Annotated in this window: 19 protein-coding genes; 1 reads left to right on the forward strand and 18 read right to left on the reverse strand. The window is 39.0% G+C overall.

The genetic code is table 11. From position 1 onward, the window contains the following. Positions 1-11: 11 nt before the first annotated feature. The 16 genes from rlmD to EW028_RS19465 form a co-directional block, all read right to left on the reverse strand. Positions 12-1,385 (reverse strand): 23S rRNA (uracil(1939)-C(5))-methyltransferase RlmD, encoded by a 1,374-nt coding sequence (gene rlmD, locus EW028_RS19395; protein WP_131522013.1) that lies wholly within the window; start codon positions 1,383-1,385, stop codon positions 12-14. 109 nt (positions 1,386-1,494) lie between these two features. Further along, complete coding sequence (gene cydS, locus EW028_RS25925) at positions 1,495-1,617, reverse strand: cytochrome bd oxidase small subunit CydS family protein (protein ID WP_004225690.1); 123 nt, start codon at positions 1,615-1,617, stop codon at positions 1,495-1,497. A gap of 13 nt (positions 1,618-1,630) precedes the next feature. Continuing rightward, entirely contained in the window at positions 1,631-2,656 is a 1,026-nt protein-coding gene (locus EW028_RS19400; protein ID WP_131521993.1) for a cytochrome d ubiquinol oxidase subunit II, read from the reverse strand. Further along, positions 2,653-3,999, reverse strand: a complete 1,347-nt coding sequence (locus EW028_RS19405; RefSeq protein ID WP_131521994.1) for a cytochrome ubiquinol oxidase subunit I — start codon at positions 3,997-3,999, stop codon at positions 2,653-2,655. The genes EW028_RS19400 and EW028_RS19405 overlap by 4 nt, the downstream gene beginning before the upstream one ends. 432 nt (positions 4,000-4,431) lie before the next feature. After that, a complete protein-coding gene (locus EW028_RS19410; protein ID WP_004225701.1) occupies positions 4,432-5,346 on the reverse strand; it encodes a diacylglycerol kinase in 915 nt (304 codons plus the stop codon). A 72-nt stretch (positions 5,347-5,418) separates the two neighbouring features. Further along, a complete protein-coding gene (locus EW028_RS19415) occupies positions 5,419-5,982 on the reverse strand; it encodes a thioredoxin family protein (protein ID WP_131521995.1) in 564 nt (187 codons plus the stop codon). Between the two features lie 157 nt (positions 5,983-6,139). Then, a complete protein-coding gene (gene gatB / locus EW028_RS19420) occupies positions 6,140-7,567 on the reverse strand; it encodes an Asp-tRNA(Asn)/Glu-tRNA(Gln) amidotransferase subunit GatB (RefSeq protein ID WP_048394874.1) in 1,428 nt (475 codons plus the stop codon). A 1-nt stretch (position 7,568) separates the two neighbouring features. Continuing rightward, complete coding sequence (gatA, locus tag EW028_RS19425; protein ID WP_131521996.1) at positions 7,569-9,032, reverse strand: Asp-tRNA(Asn)/Glu-tRNA(Gln) amidotransferase subunit GatA; 1,464 nt, start codon at positions 9,030-9,032, stop codon at positions 7,569-7,571. Between the two features lie 24 nt (positions 9,033-9,056). Then, positions 9,057-9,344: an Asp-tRNA(Asn)/Glu-tRNA(Gln) amidotransferase subunit GatC gene (gene gatC / locus EW028_RS19430; RefSeq protein WP_004225708.1), complete on the reverse strand. Its 288-nt coding sequence runs from the start codon at positions 9,342-9,344 to the stop codon at positions 9,057-9,059. Between the two features lie 233 nt (positions 9,345-9,577). Further along, positions 9,578-10,717, reverse strand: coding sequence for a CamS family sex pheromone protein (locus tag EW028_RS19435; protein ID WP_131521997.1), 1,140 nt, complete (start codon positions 10,715-10,717; stop codon positions 9,578-9,580). Between the two features lie 118 nt (positions 10,718-10,835). After that, a complete protein-coding gene (ligA, locus tag EW028_RS19440; protein ID WP_131521998.1) occupies positions 10,836-12,842 on the reverse strand; it encodes an NAD-dependent DNA ligase LigA in 2,007 nt (668 codons plus the stop codon). A gap of 14 nt (positions 12,843-12,856) precedes the next feature. Then, a complete protein-coding gene (pcrA, locus tag EW028_RS19445; RefSeq protein WP_131521999.1) occupies positions 12,857-15,109 on the reverse strand; it encodes a DNA helicase PcrA in 2,253 nt (750 codons plus the stop codon). A 32-nt stretch (positions 15,110-15,141) separates the two neighbouring features. Continuing rightward, positions 15,142-15,831 (reverse strand): heptaprenylglyceryl phosphate synthase, encoded by a 690-nt coding sequence (gene pcrB, locus EW028_RS19450; protein WP_131522000.1) that lies wholly within the window; start codon positions 15,829-15,831, stop codon positions 15,142-15,144. A gap of 111 nt (positions 15,832-15,942) precedes the next feature. Further along, complete coding sequence (locus tag EW028_RS19455) at positions 15,943-16,263, reverse strand: YerC/YecD family TrpR-related protein (protein WP_004225717.1); 321 nt, start codon at positions 16,261-16,263, stop codon at positions 15,943-15,945. Positions 16,264-16,278: 15 nt separating this feature from the next. Continuing rightward, the gene (locus EW028_RS19460; RefSeq protein ID WP_131522001.1) at positions 16,279-17,334 is read right to left on the reverse strand and encodes a DUF3048 domain-containing protein; all 1,056 of its coding nucleotides are present in this window, start codon (positions 17,332-17,334) and stop codon (positions 16,279-16,281) included. A 69-nt stretch (positions 17,335-17,403) separates the two neighbouring features. Continuing rightward, the gene (locus tag EW028_RS19465) at positions 17,404-19,125 is read right to left on the reverse strand and encodes an adenine deaminase C-terminal domain-containing protein (protein WP_131522002.1); all 1,722 of its coding nucleotides are present in this window, start codon (positions 19,123-19,125) and stop codon (positions 17,404-17,406) included. A gap of 199 nt (positions 19,126-19,324) precedes the next feature. Between EW028_RS19465 and EW028_RS19470 the strand changes: the two genes are divergently transcribed. Further along, the gene (locus EW028_RS19470; RefSeq protein WP_131522003.1) at positions 19,325-19,750 is read left to right on the forward strand and encodes a YgaP-like transmembrane domain; all 426 of its coding nucleotides are present in this window, start codon (positions 19,325-19,327) and stop codon (positions 19,748-19,750) included. Positions 19,751-19,845: 95 nt separating this feature from the next. Here the strand turns inward: EW028_RS19470 and purD are convergent, their stop codons facing one another. Both purD and purH read right to left on the reverse strand, forming a co-directional pair. Further along, positions 19,846-21,102, reverse strand: a complete 1,257-nt coding sequence (purD, locus tag EW028_RS19475) for a phosphoribosylamine--glycine ligase (RefSeq protein WP_131522004.1) — start codon at positions 21,100-21,102, stop codon at positions 19,846-19,848. Between the two features lie 81 nt (positions 21,103-21,183). After that, the gene (gene purH, locus EW028_RS19480) at positions 21,184-22,710 is read right to left on the reverse strand and encodes a bifunctional phosphoribosylaminoimidazolecarboxamide formyltransferase/IMP cyclohydrolase (RefSeq protein ID WP_131522005.1); all 1,527 of its coding nucleotides are present in this window, start codon (positions 22,708-22,710) and stop codon (positions 21,184-21,186) included. Positions 22,711-22,728 lie beyond the last annotated feature (18 nt).

A 22,728-nucleotide genomic window follows, 5' to 3' on the forward strand; every position in this document is an offset into this window, starting at 1 on the left:
ACTAGCCATGGTTAGTTGCCTTCTTTTAAAATGAGTTGCGAGACACACTCTACATGCGTCGAATGTGGGAACATATCCACTGGCTGGATTTCCTGCGTTTGATAGCCGCCATCCTCTAAAATGCGAAGATCGCGTGCTAGTGTGGCTGGGTTACAGGATACGTAGACCACTCGTTTTGGTCGTTGCTCTAGAATCGTAGTTAGCAGTGCTTCATCGCAGCCTTTGCGCGGTGGATCGACGACTAGTACGTCTGCTTCCTTGCCTTCTTTATACCATCTTGGGATAACTTCCTCTGCTGGCCCTGCTTCAAAATAAGTATTTGTAAAGCCATTAAGCAGTGCGTTGCGTTTGGCATCTTCAATCGCTTGTGGGACAATTTCCACGCCCATGACAGCCTTTGCTTTTTGAGCAAGGAATAAAGAGATCGTACCAATTCCACAATACGCATCAATGACACGTTCATCTCCCTGCAAGTCAGCATAATCTAGTGCTTGCTTGTAGAGGACCTCTGTTTGCTCTGGATTGACTTGATAGAAGGAGCGAGCAGAGATTTCAAAACGTACGTCACCAATTGTATCAATAATAACGTCTTTACCCCAAAGGTTGATTGTGTCATCACCAAAAATAACATTGGTTTTCTCACTATTCACATTTTGCATAATCGATGTAACGTTTGGCACTAGCTTTTGGATGACTGCAATAGCTGCCTCTTTTTGTGGGAACTTTTTCTTTTTCGTTACAAGGACAACCATGACTTCGCCTGTTGCTCGTGCTTTACGGATAACGACATGACGCAACATGCCTTCATGTGTATGCTCATTGTAAGAGCGAACACCTAACGTTGCTAATTCCTTTTTCAAGCCTGCAAGAATTGCATCTGCTTCTCCTGTTTGAATTAAACAGCGATCCATATCCACAATGCTATGCGTTTTTGTTTTATAAAAGCCTGCAATCGCTTGTCCTGCTTCATTTTCAGAGAAAGGAATTTGTGCTTTATTACGGTAGTGCCAAGGTTCTTTCATACCTTTTACTGGGTGAACAGGTGCATGAATTTTACCAATCCGCTGCATCACATTGCGCACCATATTTTCTTTCCATTTTAGCTGCCCCTCATAGGATAAATGCTGTAATTGACAGCCGCCACACTGCTTGAAGTAATCACATGGAGCTTCAACACGGTCTGGAGATGGCTTGATAATATCTATTACCTTTGCAAAGCCATAGTTTTTTAATGTTTTTAACACATGGATTTCGGCCGTTTCGTTTGGCAGTGCGCCTTGTATGAATAGTGGATAACCTTCAACCTTTGCGACACCATTGCCATCATGCGTTAGATCTTCTATATAAACTGAAAGTCGTTCATTTTTTTTTACGGGTGCTGACATTCGTACATCCTCCATTTCAATCTCCTTATTGTAGCATGTGTTGGCGAATGAAAAAAGAACAAGACTTGGCTGTTGCGTGTCTCTGCTAATTAACTTGAAAAAAGAGTCGCTATTCGCGACTCTTTTCCTGCTCTTTTGTAATATGATAATCCCTTGGTGCCCACCAAAATGCACACAAGATCCCAAGTATGACGACAATAAAAGGTGCATAAAAAATTAAAAAACTTTGCATATGTGCTTTCCTCCTATGCGTGATTGTCTTCTTTTCCTGTCACATATTTTTTATTGAATAAGAATAGTTTCATCAATAAATAAAGTGAAGGAAGAAGAAGACACAGTCCTAAAATAAATGCGATAACTAAAGCAATCGCCATTTGTGTGCTTGTAAAGCTATCGTAAATGGTTAAATACGGATACAGTAGGTATGGATATTGAGCTATTCCATAAGCAAAGAAGGCTACGGCAAATTGAGCAATCAGGAGCCCAACTGCAAGTCCGTACTTTTTACGCATGGCAATGAGTACGACTGTGACAATAAATAAGACAGCTGAAATCGCAAACATCCACCATAAATTTACCATATGACTGTAGCTCTCTGGGTTGATGGATTTCATTTCATACATAATGCCAAGCGCACTAATCATTAGCGGTGCTGCCCACACAAGAGCATATTTTCTCATCAGTTTCGTTGCTTCGCTATCATTTGCTTTATGCGCGTACCATGTTAAAAATACGGCTGAAATATACAATACAGCAGCGATACTGAGTACCACTATGCTCCAAGCAAATGGACTTGTATATAAAGTCCAGTAGTTCAGCATAGGCTGCCCATCAATTACATCAACATAGCCTCCACCAGCAATGGCAAAGACAACGGATAAAGAAGCGGGAATTAATAAACCTGCTACACCATATGTCAGTGTATATCCGATATGGCCTCGTGTACCATACGATTCAAAGGCATAATAGGAGCCTCGAATTGCCAATAGTACAAGCGAAATACTAACGGGCACAAGTAAAATCGTTCCGTAATAAAAAGCGGTTTGCGGGAAAAATCCTACGATTCCTACAAAGAAGAATACTAAAAAGACATTGGTAACTTCCCAAACAGGCGATAAATAACGTTTAATAATATTTGTTAAAATATGATTTTTTCCAATAAGTAGACTGTATGCATTAAAGAAGCCAGCACCAAAATCGATTGATGCGACAATGACATAGCCAAATAGGAATATCCATAATACTGAAATACCTAAAATCTCTAACGTCATAGGATGTCACCGCCTTTTTCAGAGTGGCGATCTTCAATCTCGCGTTCGATTGGGTTCTTTTTAAACATTCTTACCAATACGACAATACTTCCCACTGCTAATACTGCATAGACGCCTGCGAATAAAAGCAGCATTAAATCGACATGGTCGCTCGTCGTAGCTCCCTCAGGTGTACGCATTAGTCCATAAAGTATCCATGGTTGACGTCCAACTTCGGCAAGCCACCAACCTGCTTCAATGGCGATAATTGATAGTGGTCCACCCGCTACGATAATCCATCTATACCATCTTGAATGAATAAACTGCCAGCCCCGTGCTTTCCCTACAACATAAAGTAATGAAACTAGCAGCATAAACATACCAATGGAAACCATGATATCAAAGAGATAGTGAATATAGAGTGGCGGTAGATCCTCTTCCTCAAATTGATCTAAGCCGATTACCTCTGCATTAGGATTAAAATGTGCAAGAATGCTTAAAGCATACGGAATTTTAATAGCATATTTAACTTCTTCTCCATCTAAGACACCAAATAATACAAGAGACGCCTTACCTTCTGTTTCAAAATGCCATTCTGCTGCTGCTAGTTTTTCGGGTTGATATTCGGCTAAGTATTTTCCTGAAAAATCTCCAATCACAGCGGCTGCTATGGAGAAAATCAAGCCAATTTTCATTAGTAAAAGTAGTGATTTTTTATGGTATACATGCTTCGAGCCTTTTAACATTCTAAATCCTGCAATAGCTGCTAGCACAAAAGCCGATGTCATGTACGCTGTCACAAGTACATGTGCAACCTTCGTTGGCATGGCGGGGTTAAACATTGCAAGAAAAGGTTGAATATTAACAAGTTCTCCGTCTACGATATCAAATCCTCTTGGTGCGTTCATAAAAGCATTAACGATTGTGATAAAGACTGCTGACATGGATGCTCCGACAGCAACAGGGATTAACAGAAGCATATGCTTTTTCTGACTATCAAAGCGATCCCAAGTATATAAATAGATGCCCAAGAATATCGCCTCAAAGAAAAATGCAAACGTTTCCATAAAAAGTGGTAACGCAATTGTTTGACCAGCGAGTTGCATAAAATTAGGCCACAATAATGATAGTTGTAAGCCGATTGCGGTTCCAGTTACCACACCGACTGCTACAGTAATGACAAAACCACGGGCCCAACGTCTTGCCATTAAGATATAATGTTCATCATTCTTTTTATACCCAGTCCATTGAGCAATCATAATCATTAACGGGACACCCACACCAATTGTTGCATAAATAATATGGAACGATAATGTTAACTCCGTTAATGCTCGGCTCCAATAGACCGCTGATTCATTAATCATCTCATTGCCCCCTTAACTTCCAAATATTCTTCCAAGAATAGAAAGTAGCATAATGATTGCAACACCAAAGCTTAGCCATATAAGCTTCTTTTCTTGTGACTTATACAAAGGCAACACTTCCTTTCCCTTATCCATACCCCCATTTTCCACTATTCCAACGAAAAAAACCTTAATAACGGACCGAAACTTCAGTCTATTATTAAGGTTTCAAATTTTGTTCAAGTAATATACGCACATTTGCCAAACATTTTTCTAATTTCATTCACATTCTTACTTCTAAAGCTTAGTTTATGGGATTTAGCCAATTTTATTCTAATGATGGAATTTTAATTTGGAGCGGCCTCACCTCCTTTGAGAGCGCTTCAAGCAATCAACCAAAAAATACAAAATAAAGCTCATCCTCAATAAAATCGGATGAGCTTTTCGGGTTCATTAAATACGGTCTTCCTCTCGAATATCTGCGAGTGGAACAAAGATTTCGATGTGACGCTTTAGGTTTTCAAATGTAGCAGGAGCGTCTCCGCCATATTCGCCATCGAGGTTAAGGTGGACCTCATTTTCTGTAGTCACTTTGACAACACTAGCTTTCTTGTAGATGACACGATCATCATTTAAATGTTCGCCTCTTAGTGCCATGGCAGCTAGCTGAATAAATTCAGGAAGACTTACCTTCTTTAGCACTATTAAAGTAAAGTAACCATCATTAATGCTTGCATCAGGAGCTAGTTTTTCAAAGCCGCCTACTGAATTCGTTAACCCACATAGGAACATCATAGCGTCGCCATCAAATACTTCGCCATCATATTCAATGCGCATATGTGAGGCTTTGATGGATGGAATCATCTCAACTGCCTTTACATAATAGGCTAGCTGACCAAGCATTGTTTTCATTTTGCTTGGTACTTCGTAAGTAAGCTCTGTAATACGTCCGCCAGCAGCAATATTGATGAAATAGCGTTCGCCATTTAAGAGACCAACATCCACTGGCAATGTGTCGCCTTGAATAATAATGTCTACTGCCTCTTCAATATTTCGAGGGATATGCACGGCACGGGCAAAATCATTTGTAGTGCCCATTGGAATTAGACCAACTTTCGGACGGTTTTCAAATGGACTTACACCTGAAACAACTTCATTTAATGTGCCATCTCCACCAACTGCGATGATGATATCAAAACCGCGTTCTACCGCATTTTTTGCTGCAAGCGTTGCATCGCCTTCACATGTTGTTGCGTGACAGGATGTCTCATAGCCTGCTACCTCTAGTTTTTCCAACACCTCTGGTAGATGTTTCTTAAACACTTCGCGTCCAGATGTAGGATTATAAATGATTCTTGCTCGTTTCATAACATACCTTCCTGCTTCATAAGATTCTACTTCATTCAACGATTTATACGTTGAAATGTTGCAATGCTCTTGTTATTTTTGTAATGCTTCTGTTACTTGCTTCTTAAAGTCCTCATAAACATATATCCAATATGTTTGATTGGAGATATTTTCCTCACGAATTTCTGCATACAGAGCCTTTTGAGCCTCTTCAAAGGTTGGATCTTCTTTATCTGGTAAGCTTGCTCGTTTCGTTACGACGAACTCTTGTAATTCAGGTGCACGTGGTCCCCATTTTCCAATCACTTCTCCAGCATCATCTAATAATAGATAAATTGGAATTGCACGACCACCGTTTGTTAAATAACGATCAATTAGCTCTGTATCAGCATCACGGAAAACGGTACGCATATCTAATCCTGCCGCTTCAGCAATACGGCGAATAATTGGATTATTTAACATTGCGTCTCCGCACCAATCCTCTGTAATCGTTAAAATTTTAGGTTGTTTTTCTTTTAATAACGCAATAAAACCATCGTTTGTTGGTACTTCAAAGCCATCATAAATACGAAAGCTTTCTTCTTTTAACGTCGTCATGTTCTCCATATATTGCTGTATTGATATAGCTTCATTAAAATACTGTTGTTCTGTTTTCATTGGCTCGTCCCCCTTATTACTGTCTATTCTATATTTTGCTATGGATACGCTTTTTAAACAACTATTAAGTTTCACAAAATGCAAATTTGTTACATTTTTGAATAGTAATAGCCGAGGGAGCAATGAAGCTCTCTCGGCTATTATGTTACAACGAGTATTATCGTTTGGCAATTTCTTGTTGTAATAATTTATTAACCATTGGTGGGTTAGCTTGACCTTTTGTTGCCTTCATAATTTGACCAACTAAGAAGCCAATCGCACGGTCTTTACCATTTTTGAAGTCCTCGATAGATTGAGCATTGTTATCTAAAACTTCTGTTACGATTGCTAGTAATGCACCTTCATCGGAAATTTGCACTAAGCCTTTTGCTTTCACAATATCCTGTGCAGAGCCACCGTTTTCTACCAATTCAGCAAATACTTTTTTACCGATCTTAGAAGAAATTGTACCGTCCGTGATTAATTTTACCATTTCAGCAAGGTTTTCTGGTGTTAATGCAGTATCTTTTAGATCTTTTTGCTCTGCGTTTAAATAAGCAGAAACATCACCCATTAACCAGTTAGCAGAAAGCTTAGCATCTGCCCCATTTGCTACCATTGCCTCAAAGAAGTCTGAGATTTCTTTAGAGATAACAAGAACTCCAGCATCATAAGGTGTTAAGCCTAGTTCTTCAACATAGCGTTTTTTACGAGCATCTGGAAGCTCTGGAATTTCAGATTTCACACGCTCTAACCACGCATCATCAATTGAAAGACGAACTAAGTCTGGCTCTGGGAAGTAACGGTAATCATCTGTTCCCTCTTTAACACGCATTAAAATTGTTTTACCTGTTTTTTCATCAAAACGACGTGTTTCTTGCTCAATCACGCCACCAGATAATAATACATCTGCTTGACGTAATTCTTCATGCTCTAAACCACGACGAACATAGTTGAAGGAGTTCAGGTTTTTAAGCTCTGTTTTTGTACCAAATTCTTCTTGACCATAAGGACGAATAGAAATATTGGCATCACAACGTAATGAGCCTTCTTCCATCTTACAATCAGATACGTCAGTATATTGAATAATCGATTTTAATTTTTCGAGATATGCATACGCTTCGTTTGGTGTACGAATATCTGGCTCAGAAACGATTTCAACAAGCGGTGTTCCTTGACGGTTAAAGTCAACTAGTGAATGGTCACCAGCATGTGAAAGCTTACCAGCGTCTTCTTCCATATGAAGACGCGTGATACCGATACGTTTTGTATAGCCGTCTACTTCAATATCAATCCAACCATTTTTACCGATTGGTTTATCGAATTGTGAAATTTGATAAGCTTTCGGATTATCTGGATAGAAGTAGTTTTTACGGTCAAACTTTGTTTCTTGTTCGATTTCCATATTGAGTGCAAGCGCTGCACGCATAGCGAAATCTACTACATTTTTGTTCAGGACTGGTAGGACCCCAGGATAGCCTAAATCGATTACTGTTGTATTTGTATTTGGTTCAGCACCAAAGTGAGCTGGTGCTGGTGAGAAGATTTTTGAGTTAGTCTTCAACTCAACGTGTACTTCTAAACCAATGACTGTTTCAAAGTTCATGTTATTTTCCCTCCCACATTTGAGGAACTTCTTTATGGAACTCAGTTGCTTGTTCAAAAGCATGAGCCACACGGTAAATAGTCGCTTCATCGAAATATTTACCAATTATTTGTAAACCTAATGGTAGATCGTTTTCAAAGCCACAAGGAATTGAAATCGCTGGTACACCTGCTAAGTTCATCGGGATTGTTAAAATATCGTTTGCATACATTGTCATTGGATCATCAACATTTTCACCAATCTTGAATGCTGGTGTTGGAGCTGTTGGACCAATGATAACATCAAAGTCTTCAAATACTTTATCGTAGTCTGCTTTGATCAGTGTACGTGCTTGTTGTGCCTTTTTGTAGTACGCATCATACGTACCTGCACTTAGTGAGTAAGTACCTAGCATGATACGTCGTTTTACTTCATCACCAAAGCCTTGTGCACGCGTTTCTTTATAAAGGTCCATTAAATTTGTTACGTTTTCTGCACGGAAACCATAGCGGATACCATCGAAACGAGATAAGTTAGAAGACGCTTCAGATGAAGAAAGGATATAGTACGCAGCTAGTGCATATTTCGAGTGAGGAAGTGATACCTCTTCTACAGTAGCGCCTAAGCCTTTTAATACCTCTAATGCCGCAAGCACTGATTGACGAGCTGCTTCACCAACGCCTTCACCAAGGAATTCTTTTGGCACAGCGATACGTAAGCCCTTAACATCACCAGTAAGAGCTGCAGCGTAATTTGGCACCTCAACATTCGCGGAAGTCGAATCATTTGGATCTAATCCAGCGATAGCTTCTAGTAATAGCGCATTATCTTCAACATTGCGTGTAATTGGTCCAATTTGATCTAGAGAAGATGCGAATGCAACGAGACCAAAACGAGATACACGACCATATGTAGGTTTCATCCCTACAACACCACAGTAAGCTGCAGGTTGACGGATTGAACCACCTGTATCTGATCCAAGAGAGAATGGTACTTCACCAGCTGCTACAGCTGCTGCAGATGCACCTGAAGAGCCTCCTGGTACGTGGTTTAAATTCCATGGATTTTTTGTTGTTTTATAGTATGAGTTTTCGTTTGAAGAACCCATTGCAAATTCATCCATGTTTAATTTACCAACTGTAATCATGCCAGCTTCACGTAGCTTGTTGACAACAGTTGCATCATAGATTGGCATAAAGCCTTCTAGAATTTTAGAGGCACATGTTGTTTCTAAGCCTTCTGTTACGATGTTGTCTTTCACACCGATCGGTAGACCGAATAATGGTCCACGCTTTTCAAATGGTACTTTATCCATTTCAGCAGCTTGAGCAGTTGCTTTTTCTTCGTTTGAAGCAAGGAATGCTTGTACATCGCCATCAAGCTTTGCAATACGCTCGTATGCTTCTTTCGTTAAGTCAGCGATTGATAAGTTACCCGCTTTAATTTCTGCTTGTAACTCCTTAGCTGAACGTTCAAATAGCGTCATGAGGAATCCTCCTATGTTTTAGTATTACATGATAGCTGGTACTTTTACTTGACCATCTTCTTGTTCTTTTACGTTTAACATCATTACTTCGCGGTCTAAACCTTTTACTGCTACATCTTCACGCATTACATTCACTAATGGTAAAACGTGCGTTGTTGGTTCAACATTTGTTGTATCCAGTTCATTTAACTGCTCCGCAAAGTCTGTAATTTTACCAAGCTGTTCAGCAAATTTCTCTGCTTCTTCTTCTGTAATTGCAAGACGTGCTAAATTTGCCACGTGCTTTACTTCTTCTTTTGTTAATTTAGCCATTTTTCACACCTCCGAATACTTGTTCAATTCATTGTTTTTATTGATAACAATAGGGTTGAATAAAGTTAACCATGCCAATAATCATAACATTTTTCATTTTAAAAATCACAACTTTCACTAAAAATATAGAAACTTTCACTACTATAACAAAGTGTTGTCGCTATCATCCTGTTGTGTTCCTCTATTTCAATCCATTACCATAAAAAATATAGTCAGCACAAAGGCTGACTATATTAATCATAGACATGCACGTAAGGGTCCTTGTCATTGGCCTTTTTAATGATTAGTGCCTCAGGACCATTCACTGAAGTAACACTCACTTCCACATGAATATTATCAAATTGATTGATTAAAATCCCTGTTAAATATTGCGTAAATCCTATTATCTCTGCTTTACCGAAAAATTGGATTGGAATTTCAATCGAAAGATTTTGAATTTGTTTATTACGATAGAAACCAGTACCGATCACACTTGTATAGTTAGAAAAATATTTATCAACATCTTGTTTGAAGTTCTTGAAGTTATTGTTGATATCTCGGTATACATCTTGTGAATCATCTGTTGGGAACAAGACGTAATTTTCATCTATACCTTCCCAATCAGCAATGCTGTTCTGTCCAGCTTTTGCTACACCATAGCTAAAGTATGTCCCTGGAATAATTTGATTACGGGCTTGCTGCTTAAACAAACCGACCACAATCGGTACATCCTTTAACTCTTCACGTGAACGTAAACGGGAAACGATTTCAGCAGCCATTTTTTTGCCTTGCTCAATAAGAGTAGACTCTGAAATTGGTTTCTCGTAATATTCGCCATACTGTTCTTTTTGATAATAATAGATAGAATTTAAGGCAAGACCAATTGAAATCCCACCTAGTTTCACTTTATTATCATTCGTTTTTGTTAAGTAGTTTTGCTCTACAATATGAGATAAATAAACTGGAGCCTTTGTTGCTCGCTCCTCTGGTGTCATTGTGTCTGTTGTCGGTGGATTTAATCCATCCTCTGTTTGTGAACTACGAGCAAGCCAAGAGCTTACTGTACTTTCAGCTAAATATTGACCTTCTTGGAAGTAGTAGTTATCTGTGTCGAACTCATTTTGAGATAAACGCATTAAACCTGATTCAACTTCCTTCATATCATATTTCGTATAAATATTAGATACCACTAGACCTCTACTTGCACTCTCTTTATAAGGGATAAGCGTCTTATAATAAGATTCATCAATTTGTATGCTTGGGATAATTGTTGTTTCAGCTTTTTCTTTCTGTTGCGTTTCCTGTGTAAGCTCTGTCTCCTTCTTGTCAGAAGGCACACAGCCGACTAGCATTGCAGCAGCTACGATTGCTGGAATGAGTCGAAAAGACTTCATTATTTAGTGCTCCTTTACTAATAGTCAATTTTAGGTCGACGAAACTACTCGACGCCTTGATGTAACGGTTGTGCACTCGACATCGCTTCCTATTCATAAAAGGGAAGATATCATGCACTTATTCGATGAGGTTAAGTTGTTCAATTAAGTTATCTTCAGTCCAAACTTCGATACCCAATTGCTCAGCCTTTGTTAGTTTAGAGCCTGCATCCGTACCTGCGATCACTAGATCTGTTTTTTTGCTGACACTACCCGTGACTGTACCACCTAACTCTTCTATTTTCGCTTTTGCTTCGTTGCGTGTCAATTGCTCAAGTTTACCAGTTAAGACAATTGTTTTACCTGCAAAAGGACTATCACCAATCGCCACTTCTACTTTTTTACCTTTGTATGTCATATTAACGCCTGCAGCAGCAAGACGCTCAATAACTGCTCGTGCATCTTCATTTGAGAAATACTCCACTAACGATGAAGCCATTTTATCTCCAATTTCATAAATTGCCACAAGCTGCTCCTCTGTTGCAGCCATCACCGCTTCCATTGAACCAAATTCCTCTGATACGATTTTGGCTGCTTTTTCACCAACATGACGAATTCCTAGTCCAATTAATAAACGCTCCATCGAATTTTCCTTCGATTCTTGAATAGCATTTACTAAATTAGTTGCTGATTTTTCGCCCATACGCTCCAATTCCACAAGTTGCTCCACCGTTAAATGATACAAGTCAGAAACATCATGTATTAAATCTGCACGCAATAATTGCTCCACTACTTTATCCCCAAGACCGTCAATATTCATCGCGTTCCGAGAAACAAAATATTTTATGCTTTCTGCAATTTGAGCAAAGCAGGCAGGATTTACACAGCGCAGGGCAACTTCGCCTTCAATACGAATCAATTCACTATCACAAACAGGGCAATTTTTTGGCATGACAAAAGGGACTGAATCCTCAGGACGTTGTTCTATTAGTACACCTACAACTTGAGGGATAATGTCTCCAGCTTTTCGAATAATAACTGTATCTCCAAGACGAATATCCTTATCTCGAATTAAATCCTCATTGTGTAAAGAAGCACGCTGAACCGTCGTCCCCGCTACTTGTACGGGGGTTAAAATCGCTGTAGGAGTAACAACACCTGTACGACCTACTGTTAAATCAATATCAAGTAACGTAGTAACAACTTCCTCTGCAGGAAATTTATAGGCAATCGCCCAGCGTGGACTCTTTGCTGTATAACCTAGTTCATCTTGCTGAGCATAACGGTCAACTTTAATAACAATTCCGTCAATCTCGTAAGCCAATTTTGGACGGTTTTCTGTCCAATGTTCTATAAAGGCCATTACCTCTTCAATAGTAGAGCATCGTTGGCGTTCTTTATTGGAAGGGAAGCCTAAGCCTTCTAAATAATCAAGCATTTCAGCATGACCGTCGATACCGTATACTTCACCGTCTCCGCCAATGGCATAGATAAACGTTGATAGTTGGCGACTGGCCGCAATTTTAGGGTCTAACTGACGTAATGAGCCAGCAGCCGCATTACGTGGATTAGCAAACAACTCCTCACCATTGTCAGCACGTTGGGCATTTAAGTTTTCAAAGGATTTTTTCGGCATATACGCCTCACCACGTACTTCAATCGTAATGGGTTCCTTTAAACGAAGGGGAATCGCACGGATGGTCTTTAAATTGGCGGTAATATCTTCTCCTACCACACCATCTCCTCTTGTAGCCCCTTGTACAAACATGCCATTTTCATATTTTAATGAAATAGCCAAACCATCTATTTTCAGCTCACATACATAAGAAAATTGATCTCCGATAGCCTGACGCACTTTACGATCGAATTCTCGCAAATCCGCTTCATGAAAAGCATTTGAAAGACTAAGCATCGGGTAATCATGCGTTACTTTTTTAAAGCCCTCTACCACTGCTCCACCAACACGCTGCGTAGGAGAATCCGGGTAAATAAGGGATGGGTTCGCTTCTTCTAATGCAATCAGTTCCTGTAATAGCTGGTCATAGACACTATCTGCTACGACAGGTTTATCTAAAACATAATAGGCATAACCATATTCATGCAATAATTTATTTAACTCCGCTATACGCTGTTCTATTTCGTTCATTTACGTTCCTCCGCTTACGCTTTTTCAATCGGTGCAAATTGAGCAAGTAATCGTTTAATACCAATTGGTTGTGGGAATGCGATATCGAGCTCTGTACTATCACCTTCACCTTTTACACTAACAACCATACCTGTTCCCCATTTTTTATGAATCGCCTTATCTCCAGCCTTCCATCCAAATTGATCTCCACCCGTTGCTTGTAAACGTGCTGTGGCAGGTTGTGTTTGCTGAATAGCACCAAGTGTACGCTTTTGATGACCACCTGTTGAACGATTGTTAGTAGCAAATGGTACTGTTGATGTTGTCCCTGCCTTAGAAATTGACTCTGTAATATCTTGAGAAATTTCACCTAAAAATCGGGAGGCATTATTAAAGCTTGAACGACCAAAAATCGTACGGCTTTGGGCACATGTTAAATATAGACGTTCCTCAGCACGGGTCACACCTACGTACATAAGGCGGCGTTCCTCTTCCATTTCATCTTGATCGTCAAGTGAGCGGGAATGTGGGAAGATGTTTTCCTCCATACCGATAATAAAGACAACTGGGAACTCTAAGCCTTTAGCTGCATGCATCGTCATTAAAATAATATTGCCCTTGGATGCATCCTCTTTGTCGAGTGCATCAATATCAGCTATAAGGGCTAAATCGGTTAAAAAGGCAATTAAGCTTTTATCATCACTGCGCTCTTCAAAAGCCTTTGTGACAGATAAAAACTCTTCAATATTTTCTAAACGGCTTTCTGCTTCAATTGTTTTTTCGTTTTGTAACATTGCTCGATAACCCGATTTGTCAATAACTTGCTCCACAATTTCAGTGACAGATAGATATTCCTGCATTTGTGTAAAGCCTTTAATCATGGCATAAAATTGCTCAGCCGAATTTGCTGCTTTCCCTGATAGTCCCATGAAAACAAGATCATTCATCGCGTCAAAAATCGAACGATCCTGATCTATTGCATAACGTGCCATTTTTTCAAAGGAAGTTGCACCTATACTGCGCTTTGGCTCATTAATAATACGTGCTAGTGATAAATCATCATCATTATTGGCAATAAGTCGTAAATATGCTAGTAAGTCCTTTATCTCTTTACGATCATAGAACTTTGTTCCGCCTACTATTTGATAGGCCATATTGGACTTAACAAGTACTTCCTCCATTACGCGAGATTGAGCGTTTGTACGATATAAAATAGCAAAGTCATCAAATGAACGATTTTCTTTTTCAATTAGCTGTTGAATTGTTTGTACAACAAATTGTGCTTCCTCTTGCTCGTTATAAGCTTTATATAGCGCAATCTTTTCACCTTCTGAATTTTCTGTGCGTAATTCTTTTGGGTAACGTGTTGTATTATTTTGAATGACGTCATTAGCTGCCTGTAGGATGCGTTTAGTTGAACGATAATTTTGCTCTAGCATAATCACCTTTGCAGTTGGATAATCCTTTTCGAAGGATAGAATATTCCCAATATCTGCACCACGCCAACGATAGATAGACTGATCGGAATCACCTACAACACAAATATTTTTAAATTTCTTTGCTAGTAACTGTACAAGTAAATACTGAGATTTATTGGTATCTTGATATTCATCGACATGAATATATTGAAATTTATTTTGATAATATTCAAGCACTTCTGGTACACGTTTAAACAACGTAATCGTCGTCATAATCAAATCATCAAAATCAAGGGATTGGTTGCGGCGTAATCTTTTCTCATAGCCTTTATAGACACGTGCAACTGTTTGTTCATAAGGATTCTTATCGTTCATTTGACCTGCATAATCATCCGCTGCTATACACTCGTTTTTTGCTGCACTAATAGCATTTAAAACTGCTCGTGGCTCAAAACGTTTTGGGTCAATATTTTCTTCCTTCATCACATTTTTGATGACTGAAAGCTGATCCGTAGAATCTAAAATAGAGAAGTTACGGGAAATGCCTAGTTGATCGATATTACGACGTAAAATTCTTACACACATAGAGTGGAAAGTAGATACCCACATACTATCGCCCGTACCATTACCAAGAATGCCATCAATACGTTCACGCATTTCTCGTGCTGCTTTATTTGTAAATGTAATCGCTAAAATTTTAGAAGGATATACTTCCTTTTCAATCACTAGGTAAGCAATACGATGTGTTAAAACTCGTGTTTTTCCTGACCCAGCACCTGCCATAATGAGTAATGGTCCTTCAGTTGTTTTAACTGCTCTTTCCTGTTCAGGATTCATGCCTGCTAGTAAATTTTTTGTTAACTGTTCCATTTCGCACCGCCTTACAAACATTTGTTCTAAAATTATAACGTATTTTTAACAGCCTTAACAGTCGCAAGTGCAGCTTTTAAATCTTCGTAAATAATATTTCCAACTACTACCGTATCTGCAAACTGTGCCATTTCCTCTGCTTGCTTTGCAGATGTTATGCCACCACCGTAAAAGAGCTTGGTATGCTTCAGTTCGTTTTTCACAGCACTGACTATCCCTAAATCCCCATACATTCCACTGTACTCTAAATAAAAAACAGGCAGTTTAAAGAAATTCTCTGCCATGCGTGCATAAGCTACCACATCATCCATCGTTAAATCTGTTTTCGCCCCCGTTACGTGGGCTACTTTACAATCAGGATTCAAAATACAATATCCTTCCGCTACTAATTCATCCCATACCATAATATCGCCGTATTCCTTAATAGCCTCGTGATGTAAATTTTTAATCCACTTTGGATCATCACTATTTAATACCGTTGGGATAAAATAATAGTCGTAACCTGGTGTTACCGCATCAATCGTAGAAATTTCAAGGGCTATTGGCACCTCAAAACGACGTACTCGAACAAGTAAATCTAATACCCCATCCAACGTTACATTATCTGTTCCCCCAACTAAAATAACATCTGTCCCAGACTCGCAAATTTTTTCTAGTGCTTCATCGGAAATGTCCTTCGCTGGATCTAGCTTGAACACATGTCTCCATTCTAAATAATCCATCTATGTTTACCACCTATCATTTTCTATCTATTCGTTTACAAGTATAGCTTATGATTCACGACAAAAAAATGAAAAAGACCGAGTAGAACTTCTACTCAGCCTTTTTTCTGACTATTCTTTTGGTGCTTGGAATGGTTTTTCATCAGGATACAAACGACCTAACATTTCATCATATGTATCATTCCCGTAATCGAAGCAGCGACGCACGCGCGAAATAGTTGCAGTACTTGCCCCTGTTTCCTTTTTAATGGATTCGTAGGTTTTCTTTAATCGTAATAAATGTGCAACCTCAAAGCGTTGTGCCAACGATTGAATTTCACTAATCGTACATAAATCATCAAAAAACTTATAGCATTCCTCGATGTCCTTCAACTCTAACACTGCTTTAAATAATTGATCTGTTTGATGCCCCCGAATTTTTTCGATTTGCATGCAATTTTCCTCCCTTTAAGGCTGCGTTTTCACCATTGCTTGTAACCCTGGCGAAGATGGTACGAAATGAACCCACGACTTTCCTGGTACAAGCTTTACAGGATCCCCTGTTTGCTCTACAGCCATTGGTATTCCATTAACATTAGCCCATTTGACTTCCCTCAAATAGCCATTTTGAAATACATACGCATTTCCACCAGACGTTAAATCAATTGCTTGGCGACCAATATCATCAATTGTTTGGTGATCCATTTCGAAAAATAGAACATTTGCCAATGACACTGTTTCGTCTGTTAACATATCTTTTGTGTCCACGCTAGCCGATTGTCGTTCATAGTGATTAGTTTGATGTTCATACACATACGCGTTATGGAAATCTTCATTATTTCCGTAGTAAATATCCACTTGACTTGTTTCAATACCTATTTTACCACGTTCATCAGGTTCATAAAAAGCCTGAAGTACTTTTTCACTGTAATTCATTGAAGCGCCTACCATTTCAGCACCCTTTAGAATGTTTTCTGATGTAATATAGGAATTATGTGGGGCAACGCGGTCGTTAGAACGTTTAAACAGAATACCATCATAAGCCATACCGTTGATATTGTCGACGATACGATGATCAAGCATTGTTTTCGCCTCTGGACTATAGCCATGTGCTACATAAAAGGCATCAAATCCCTTGGCCATATCGATAAAATAAGAGCGTGCACTACGAACTGGCCCAATATTTTCAGGCAGTTCACTTTGGTATACTGCTAAAAAGCGTGTCACATTACCTTCTGCAAGCATTTCATAAATGATATCCGCCGCAGCTAAGCCTGATTGTGGACGTGCCGCTGGATGATTATTAATGGTTACGATAATTGGTCGCTGTGTAATTTCTTCTTGTACAGCCTCCCCAGTAAGTGGTGCAACAAAAGCTGGTTGTTGCACAGGCTCCTCCACTACTGCTTCTTCCTCTACAATTGGTTCATCATTCTCTTTGACTTTTGGTGTATCCTTTGAACATCCCCCGATCACCAAAGCACTAAATGCAAAAGCAATCCATAATTTTCTCGATTTGAACACAAGCATATCTCTCCTTTGAACAATTACACATATTTGTAATTGTTTAAACAACTGAAACACTTTCATGAATTAGCGCATAACAGCAGGTAATAATAACTTATTCTTCATCACATCGAAAATTCCTTGTGGTGTTATACGAATATATGGTAAATGAGTAGATTGTAAAAATAATAATGTATAAATGGCATCTCCTAATTGATAGCCTCTATCTGCTAAAGCTTGTTTTAAAGACTTTTCTTTCTCCGTTAAAGTGAATACATCTCCATCATATAAAAGTCCACCAATTGTTAATGGGATATCCGCTATAACTTCTCCTTTTTCAACGAGAACAATACCACCATTCATTGCCTTCATTTCTTCGAAGGCTTTAATCATATCGTCTTTATTTTTTCCAATTAGCAATATGTCACCCGTGTTGGAATAAGAGGATGCAAAGCCTTGGACATCTGTTGCAAATCCTTTAATCATTGTATTTACATGCCAGTTGCCTTTTCGGTTAATGAGCATTAAATAGCACTCATCATGATTTGCCAATTGCCCTTCTTTCGTAATTAAAGAATTATAAGGCTTTGTAATCACATCATTAACTAATTGAATCCCAAACGGCATAGAAAACTGGAAATCCTGTGAATCTAATGAGAAATCTAAATCTAAAGCTGGGATGGCAGAATAATCAATTGTCGCCATTCTATGCACACGATCCCCATCACGCTTCAACCAGACACCCTTTGATAAGACACTTTCTGGAACAGGATGATATTCATCTTGTAGAATATTGAGTGAAGCAAAACGCCCTGTTGCGATAAAACCATGTAAATTAGACATATTGTAATAACGTGCTACATTATAGGAAGCCATTTGATAAGCATCAATAGGAGATACTCCTGCATCTAAAGCTACTTGAATGCATTTATCCATCACACCATCCTCATGGAATGAAGGTGTTGAACCGTCTGTTGTCATCATTAAATGATCAAAGATTGGAAGCTCTTTTTCTACTATTCCTTTTAGTAGATTTGGTAAATCTGGTCGTATGGAAGAATGACGTAAAGTTACAGCATAGCCCTGCATAATACGACGCTCTACCTCTTCTACTGTCATTGCCTCATGATCACCATCAGCACCAAGCAGTTTCATGCGTGCCAATGTTCTTTCTGAAGCTCCAGGGAAATGGCCTTCAATTTTTTTTCCCAGTCCCTTAGCCATTTGCATACGATAAAGCATTTGATCGTCACCATGCAACAGCTTAGGCCAGCCTGTCAACTCTCCACCAAGTAAGACATCACTTCTCTCTAACCACTCTACTATAGAAGTATTAGAGAAAACCTCTTCTTCTTGCTCCAATTCAGTTTGTGAGTCAAAGCGAGTCCACCAATAAAAAGAAAAAGGTAGCTTTTTCAAACTCTCTAAAATTGAAAACGCTTTCTTATTTTCTAAATTTAAAACAAAGCTTAAATTATCCGAAATAAAAGTTGTTGTCCCAAGCTGACCACAAAAATCTGCAAATGACTGTGGATGATAAAGCTGGAATGGGTGTACATGTGGCTCAATATAGCCAGGTACGATTGTTTTTCCTGTACAATCCACCACTTCTGTTCCTTCTAATAAAGGAGGCATTCTGTCACCAGCATAGACAATGCGATCTCCCAAAATCCAAATGTTCCCTACTATGAATTGTTTTAACATACTATGCAAATAACGTGCATTCTTCAGCACGATATCTGGTGCCTTTTTCCCATCAATTACTGCTAATTGTTGACGTATTTTTGTTATTTTCCATACTGGATCCATGCTATTCGCTCCTTCCTAAATTACGTAATTTTTCATTGTGTAAATCCAACTTGAAATCACATACTACTACTGCATAATCGCATATTTTCATAAAAATTATGCTTTATGCAATCATCTTGTTTCAATCGTAACACAGCACTTTCATAAAGCAAAGTGCACCTCGCTTATTTTTTCCACAATGACTAAAGGAGGAAGTATGATGATGCAGCAAGCAAATTTAAGCGAAAAGAATGCATTTTGTCGTTTTGCCATGGGGACGAGTTTGACCGCATTTGGTATCGCTAAAGTTTCTAGAAATCCTAATTGTACAAAAGGTCGATTAATGATTGCATTAGGTGCCATGAAAATGGCTGAGGGACTTTTTAAATATTGTCCAACGAAAGCAGTTTTAAGCTCCAATATGCAGAATGCCATGAACACCTCTATGCAAAGTATGTTCAGCGGGCAAAATTCTATGTCTACTGAACAAATCGATAAGCTCATGAAGGATTTTTCCTCTGCTATAGCTGGTAATTCTTCAGGTTCACAAGCTACTGCTTCAAAACAATCTGATACCAGCACTTCAACTCAAAATTCCTCAAATAGTAGCGATTCTTCAACGAATAAAGCTCAAAATCCTTCTTAGTCAAAGGAGCCGTCCCAATCTATTATTGAGACGGCTCTTACCTCTTACGTTTTGAAACAACAAGAGGTTTCAAAAATATTTAGTGAAAATAATAATTACTTAAATGTACGCCAGCCAATATCTTTACGGAAGAAAAAGTGATCCCATGTTTCCGTTGCAATACCTTCATAAACCTTTTCCTGTGCTTCTTGTAAAGTAGCTGCTTTTGCACCAACTAACAGTACACGTCCTCCGTTACCAACGAATTGACCGTCTACTAATTTTGTACCTGCATGGAAAACTGCATGTGATGTCGAAAGTGCCTCTAAATTCGGTAATACCTTACCTTTTTCAACGTCTCCTGGGTAACCCTCTGCTGCAATGACTACACCAAGCATTGCTTCTTCTGACCATTGTAAATCAAAAGGCTGTTCATCCATTAACGCCATCATAAATGCACCAAAATCTGAAACCATACGTGGCAATACAACTTGCGTTTCAGGATCACCAAAACGAGCATTAAACTCTATGACCTGAGGACCTTTCTTCGTTAAAATTAACCCTGCGTATAAAATACCTGTAAAGGAAGCACCATCTGCCTCCATCCCTTTAACAGTTGGTTCTACAATAGTTTGAAATGCAATATCTACTACCTCTTGTGGGATTTGTGGTACTGGTGAATAAGCACCCATACCTCCTGTGTTTGGTCCTTTATCACCGTCATAAGCTCGTTTATGATCTTGTGCAATAACCATCGGATAAATTTGTCCTTTGTGTACAAAAGACATAAAGGAGAATTCTTCACCGTCTAAAAATTCCTCAACGACAACACGTGAAGAGGATTCACCAAAACGTTGGTTTCCAATCATATCCACTACAGCTTCAATCGCTTCTTCCTCTGTCATTGCCACAACGACTCCCTTACCAGCCGCTAAACCATCAGCCTTAATGACAATAGGCGCTCCTTGTTCTTTAATATAGGCTATTGCTTTTTCTGCTTCAGTAAATGTTTCATGTGCTGCTGTAGGAATATTGTATTTATTCATAATTTCTTTCGCATAGGATTTACTGCTTTCTATTTGAGCAGCAACTTTTGTAGGACCAAAAATACGTAAACCTCTAGCTGTAAAGAAATCGACAATGCCTTCAGCAAGCGGCTGTTCTGGGCCAACAAATGTTAATGCAATATCATTTTCCTTGGCAAATTGAGCGAGACCTGCGAAATCCATTGTATCAATAGCAACAACTTCTACTTCGCCTCGCATCCCATCATTTCCTGGCGCGACGAATACGTTTTTCACTGATGGAGAGATGCTAAATTGTTTAGCGATTGCATGCTCACGGCCACCGCTTCCGATTACTAATACATTCATTTTAGAGAATCCTCCTCTTTGTAAGTAAGACCGAGATGAACCAACATCTCGGTCTGTTTTGATTTCTATACAATTCAACAATTAATGTTTAAAATGACGTACACCTGTGAATACCATCGCAATGCCGTATTCATTTGCTTTATCAATGGAATCTTGATCTTTAATGGAACCACCTGGTTGAATAATTGCTGTAATCCCTGCAGCTGCCGCCGCCTCCACAGTATCGCTCATTGGGAAAAATGCGTCTGATGCTAATGCGGCACCTTTTGCTTTTTCTCCAGCTTGTTCAAAGGCAATTTTAGCTGCACCTACACGATTCATTTGACCTGCGCCAACCCCAAGTGTCATTTGGGAATCTGTTACAACAATCGCATTGGATTTCACATGTTTGACAACAGACCAACCAAGTTGCAATGCTTCCCATTCTTGCTCTGTTGGTTCACGATCTGTCATCACTTTAATATCCGCATTGCCGAAGCCATAACGATCTGGCTCCTGCACAAGAAGGCCACCCTCAACTGATACTACATTGAATGAATCTTGTTTCGCTTGCTCGAAAGGAATTGTTAGTAAGCGGATATTTTTCTTTTTCGTTAAAATATCTAATGCTTCTTGTGAGAAAGCAGGTGCAATAATAATTTCTAGGAAAATATGACTTAGCTTCTCAGCAGTTGCTGCATCTACTTCCATATTTAATGCGATAATACCGCCAAAAATAGATGTTGGATCGGCCTCATATGCTTTATCGAATGCTGCCTCTAACGTGACACCAGTGCCAACACCACATGGATTCATATGTTTCACCGCTACAGCAGCTGGCATTTCAAATTCTTTTACAATTTGCAATGCTGCATTACCATCTTGAATATTATTGTAGGATAACTCTTTACCATGTAATTGTGTAGCATAAGCTAATGAAAAGTCAGAGCCAAGACGCTTTTGGTAGAAGGCCGCTTTTTGGTGAGGGTTTTCGCCATAGCGTAAATTTTGCTTTAATTCATATGTCATCGTTAAGCTCTCTGGGAACTCTTCTTCAGTCAGGTAGTTCGAAATATAAGAATCATAAGCGGCTGTGTGACGGAAAACTTTCGCAGCTAGTTTACGACGTGTTTCAATTGTTGTGGCACCGTCTGCTTTAAGTTCCTCTAATACTGTTGCATAGTCATTGCTGTCCACGATTACTGTTACATATTGATGGTTTTTTGCAGCAGAACGTAACATTGTTGGACCACCGATATCAATGTTTTCAATTGCATCATCCCAAGTTACATTAGGCTTTGAAATTGTTTCAACAAACGGATAGAGATTCACACAAACAATTTCAATTGGTTCAATTCCATGCTCATTCATCTGTGCTTGATGAGAGACATCATCAAACTTTCCTAATAGACCACCGTGAATCATTGGATTTAAAGTTTTTACACGACCATCTAAAATTTCAGGAAACTTCGTTACTTCATCTACTGCTGTTACAGCTACCGCATTATCCTGTAACATTTTTTTTGTACCGCCAGTTGATAAAATTTCATAACCTAATGCTACTAATTCCTTTGCAAATTCTAAAATACCATCTTTATTGGAAACACTGATTAATGCACGTTTTGTCACAACAATATCCTCCTAATT

The organism is Lysinibacillus sp. OL1 (assembly GCF_004332175.1).
GTDB classification, from domain to species: Bacteria; Bacillota; Bacilli; order Bacillales_A; family Planococcaceae; genus Lysinibacillus; species Lysinibacillus capsici.

Bases quoted from the DNA above. Each gene is read 5' to 3' on its own strand.
- EW028_RS19410 (WP_004225701.1), bottom strand. From the start codon at position 5,346: ATGAAACGAGCAAGAATCATTTATAATCCTACATCTGGACGCGAAGTG.
- gatC (WP_004225708.1), bottom strand. From the start codon at position 9,344: ATGGCTAAATTAACAAAAGAAGAAGTAAAGCACGTGGCAAATTTAGCA.
- EW028_RS19465 (WP_131522002.1), bottom strand. From the start codon at position 19,125: ATGGATCCAGTATGGAAAATAACAAAAATACGTCAACAATTAGCAGTA.
- EW028_RS19405 (WP_131521994.1), bottom strand. From the start codon at position 3,999: ATGATTAATGAATCAGCGGTCTATTGGAGCCGAGCATTAACGGAGTTA.
- gatB (WP_048394874.1), bottom strand. From the start codon at position 7,567: ATGAACTTTGAAACAGTCATTGGTTTAGAAGTACACGTTGAGTTGAAG.
- rlmD (WP_131522013.1), bottom strand. From the start codon at position 1,385: ATGTCAGCACCCGTAAAAAAAAATGAACGACTTTCAGTTTATATAGAA.
- EW028_RS19470 (WP_131522003.1), top strand. From the start codon at position 19,325: ATGATGCAGCAAGCAAATTTAAGCGAAAAGAATGCATTTTGTCGTTTT.
- EW028_RS19455 (WP_004225717.1), bottom strand. From the start codon at position 16,263: ATGCAAATCGAAAAAATTCGGGGGCATCAAACAGATCAATTATTTAAA.
- cydS (WP_004225690.1), bottom strand. From the start codon at position 1,617: ATGCAAAGTTTTTTAATTTTTTATGCACCTTTTATTGTCGTCATACTT.
- EW028_RS19435 (WP_131521997.1), bottom strand. From the start codon at position 10,717: ATGAAGTCTTTTCGACTCATTCCAGCAATCGTAGCTGCTGCAATGCTA.
- purD (WP_131522004.1), bottom strand. From the start codon at position 21,102: ATGAATGTATTAGTAATCGGAAGCGGTGGCCGTGAGCATGCAATCGCT.
- gatA (WP_131521996.1), bottom strand. From the start codon at position 9,032: ATGACGCTATTTGAACGTTCAGCTAAGGAGTTACAAGCAGAAATTAAA.
- EW028_RS19400 (WP_131521993.1), bottom strand. From the start codon at position 2,656: ATGACGTTAGAGATTTTAGGTATTTCAGTATTATGGATATTCCTATTT.
- pcrB (WP_131522000.1), bottom strand. From the start codon at position 15,831: ATGGATTATTTAGAATGGAGACATGTGTTCAAGCTAGATCCAGCGAAG.
- EW028_RS19415 (WP_131521995.1), bottom strand. From the start codon at position 5,982: ATGAAAACAGAACAACAGTATTTTAATGAAGCTATATCAATACAGCAA.
- pcrA (WP_131521999.1), bottom strand. From the start codon at position 15,109: ATGGAACAGTTAACAAAAAATTTACTAGCAGGCATGAATCCTGAACAG.
- ligA (WP_131521998.1), bottom strand. From the start codon at position 12,842: ATGAACGAAATAGAACAGCGTATAGCGGAGTTAAATAAATTATTGCAT.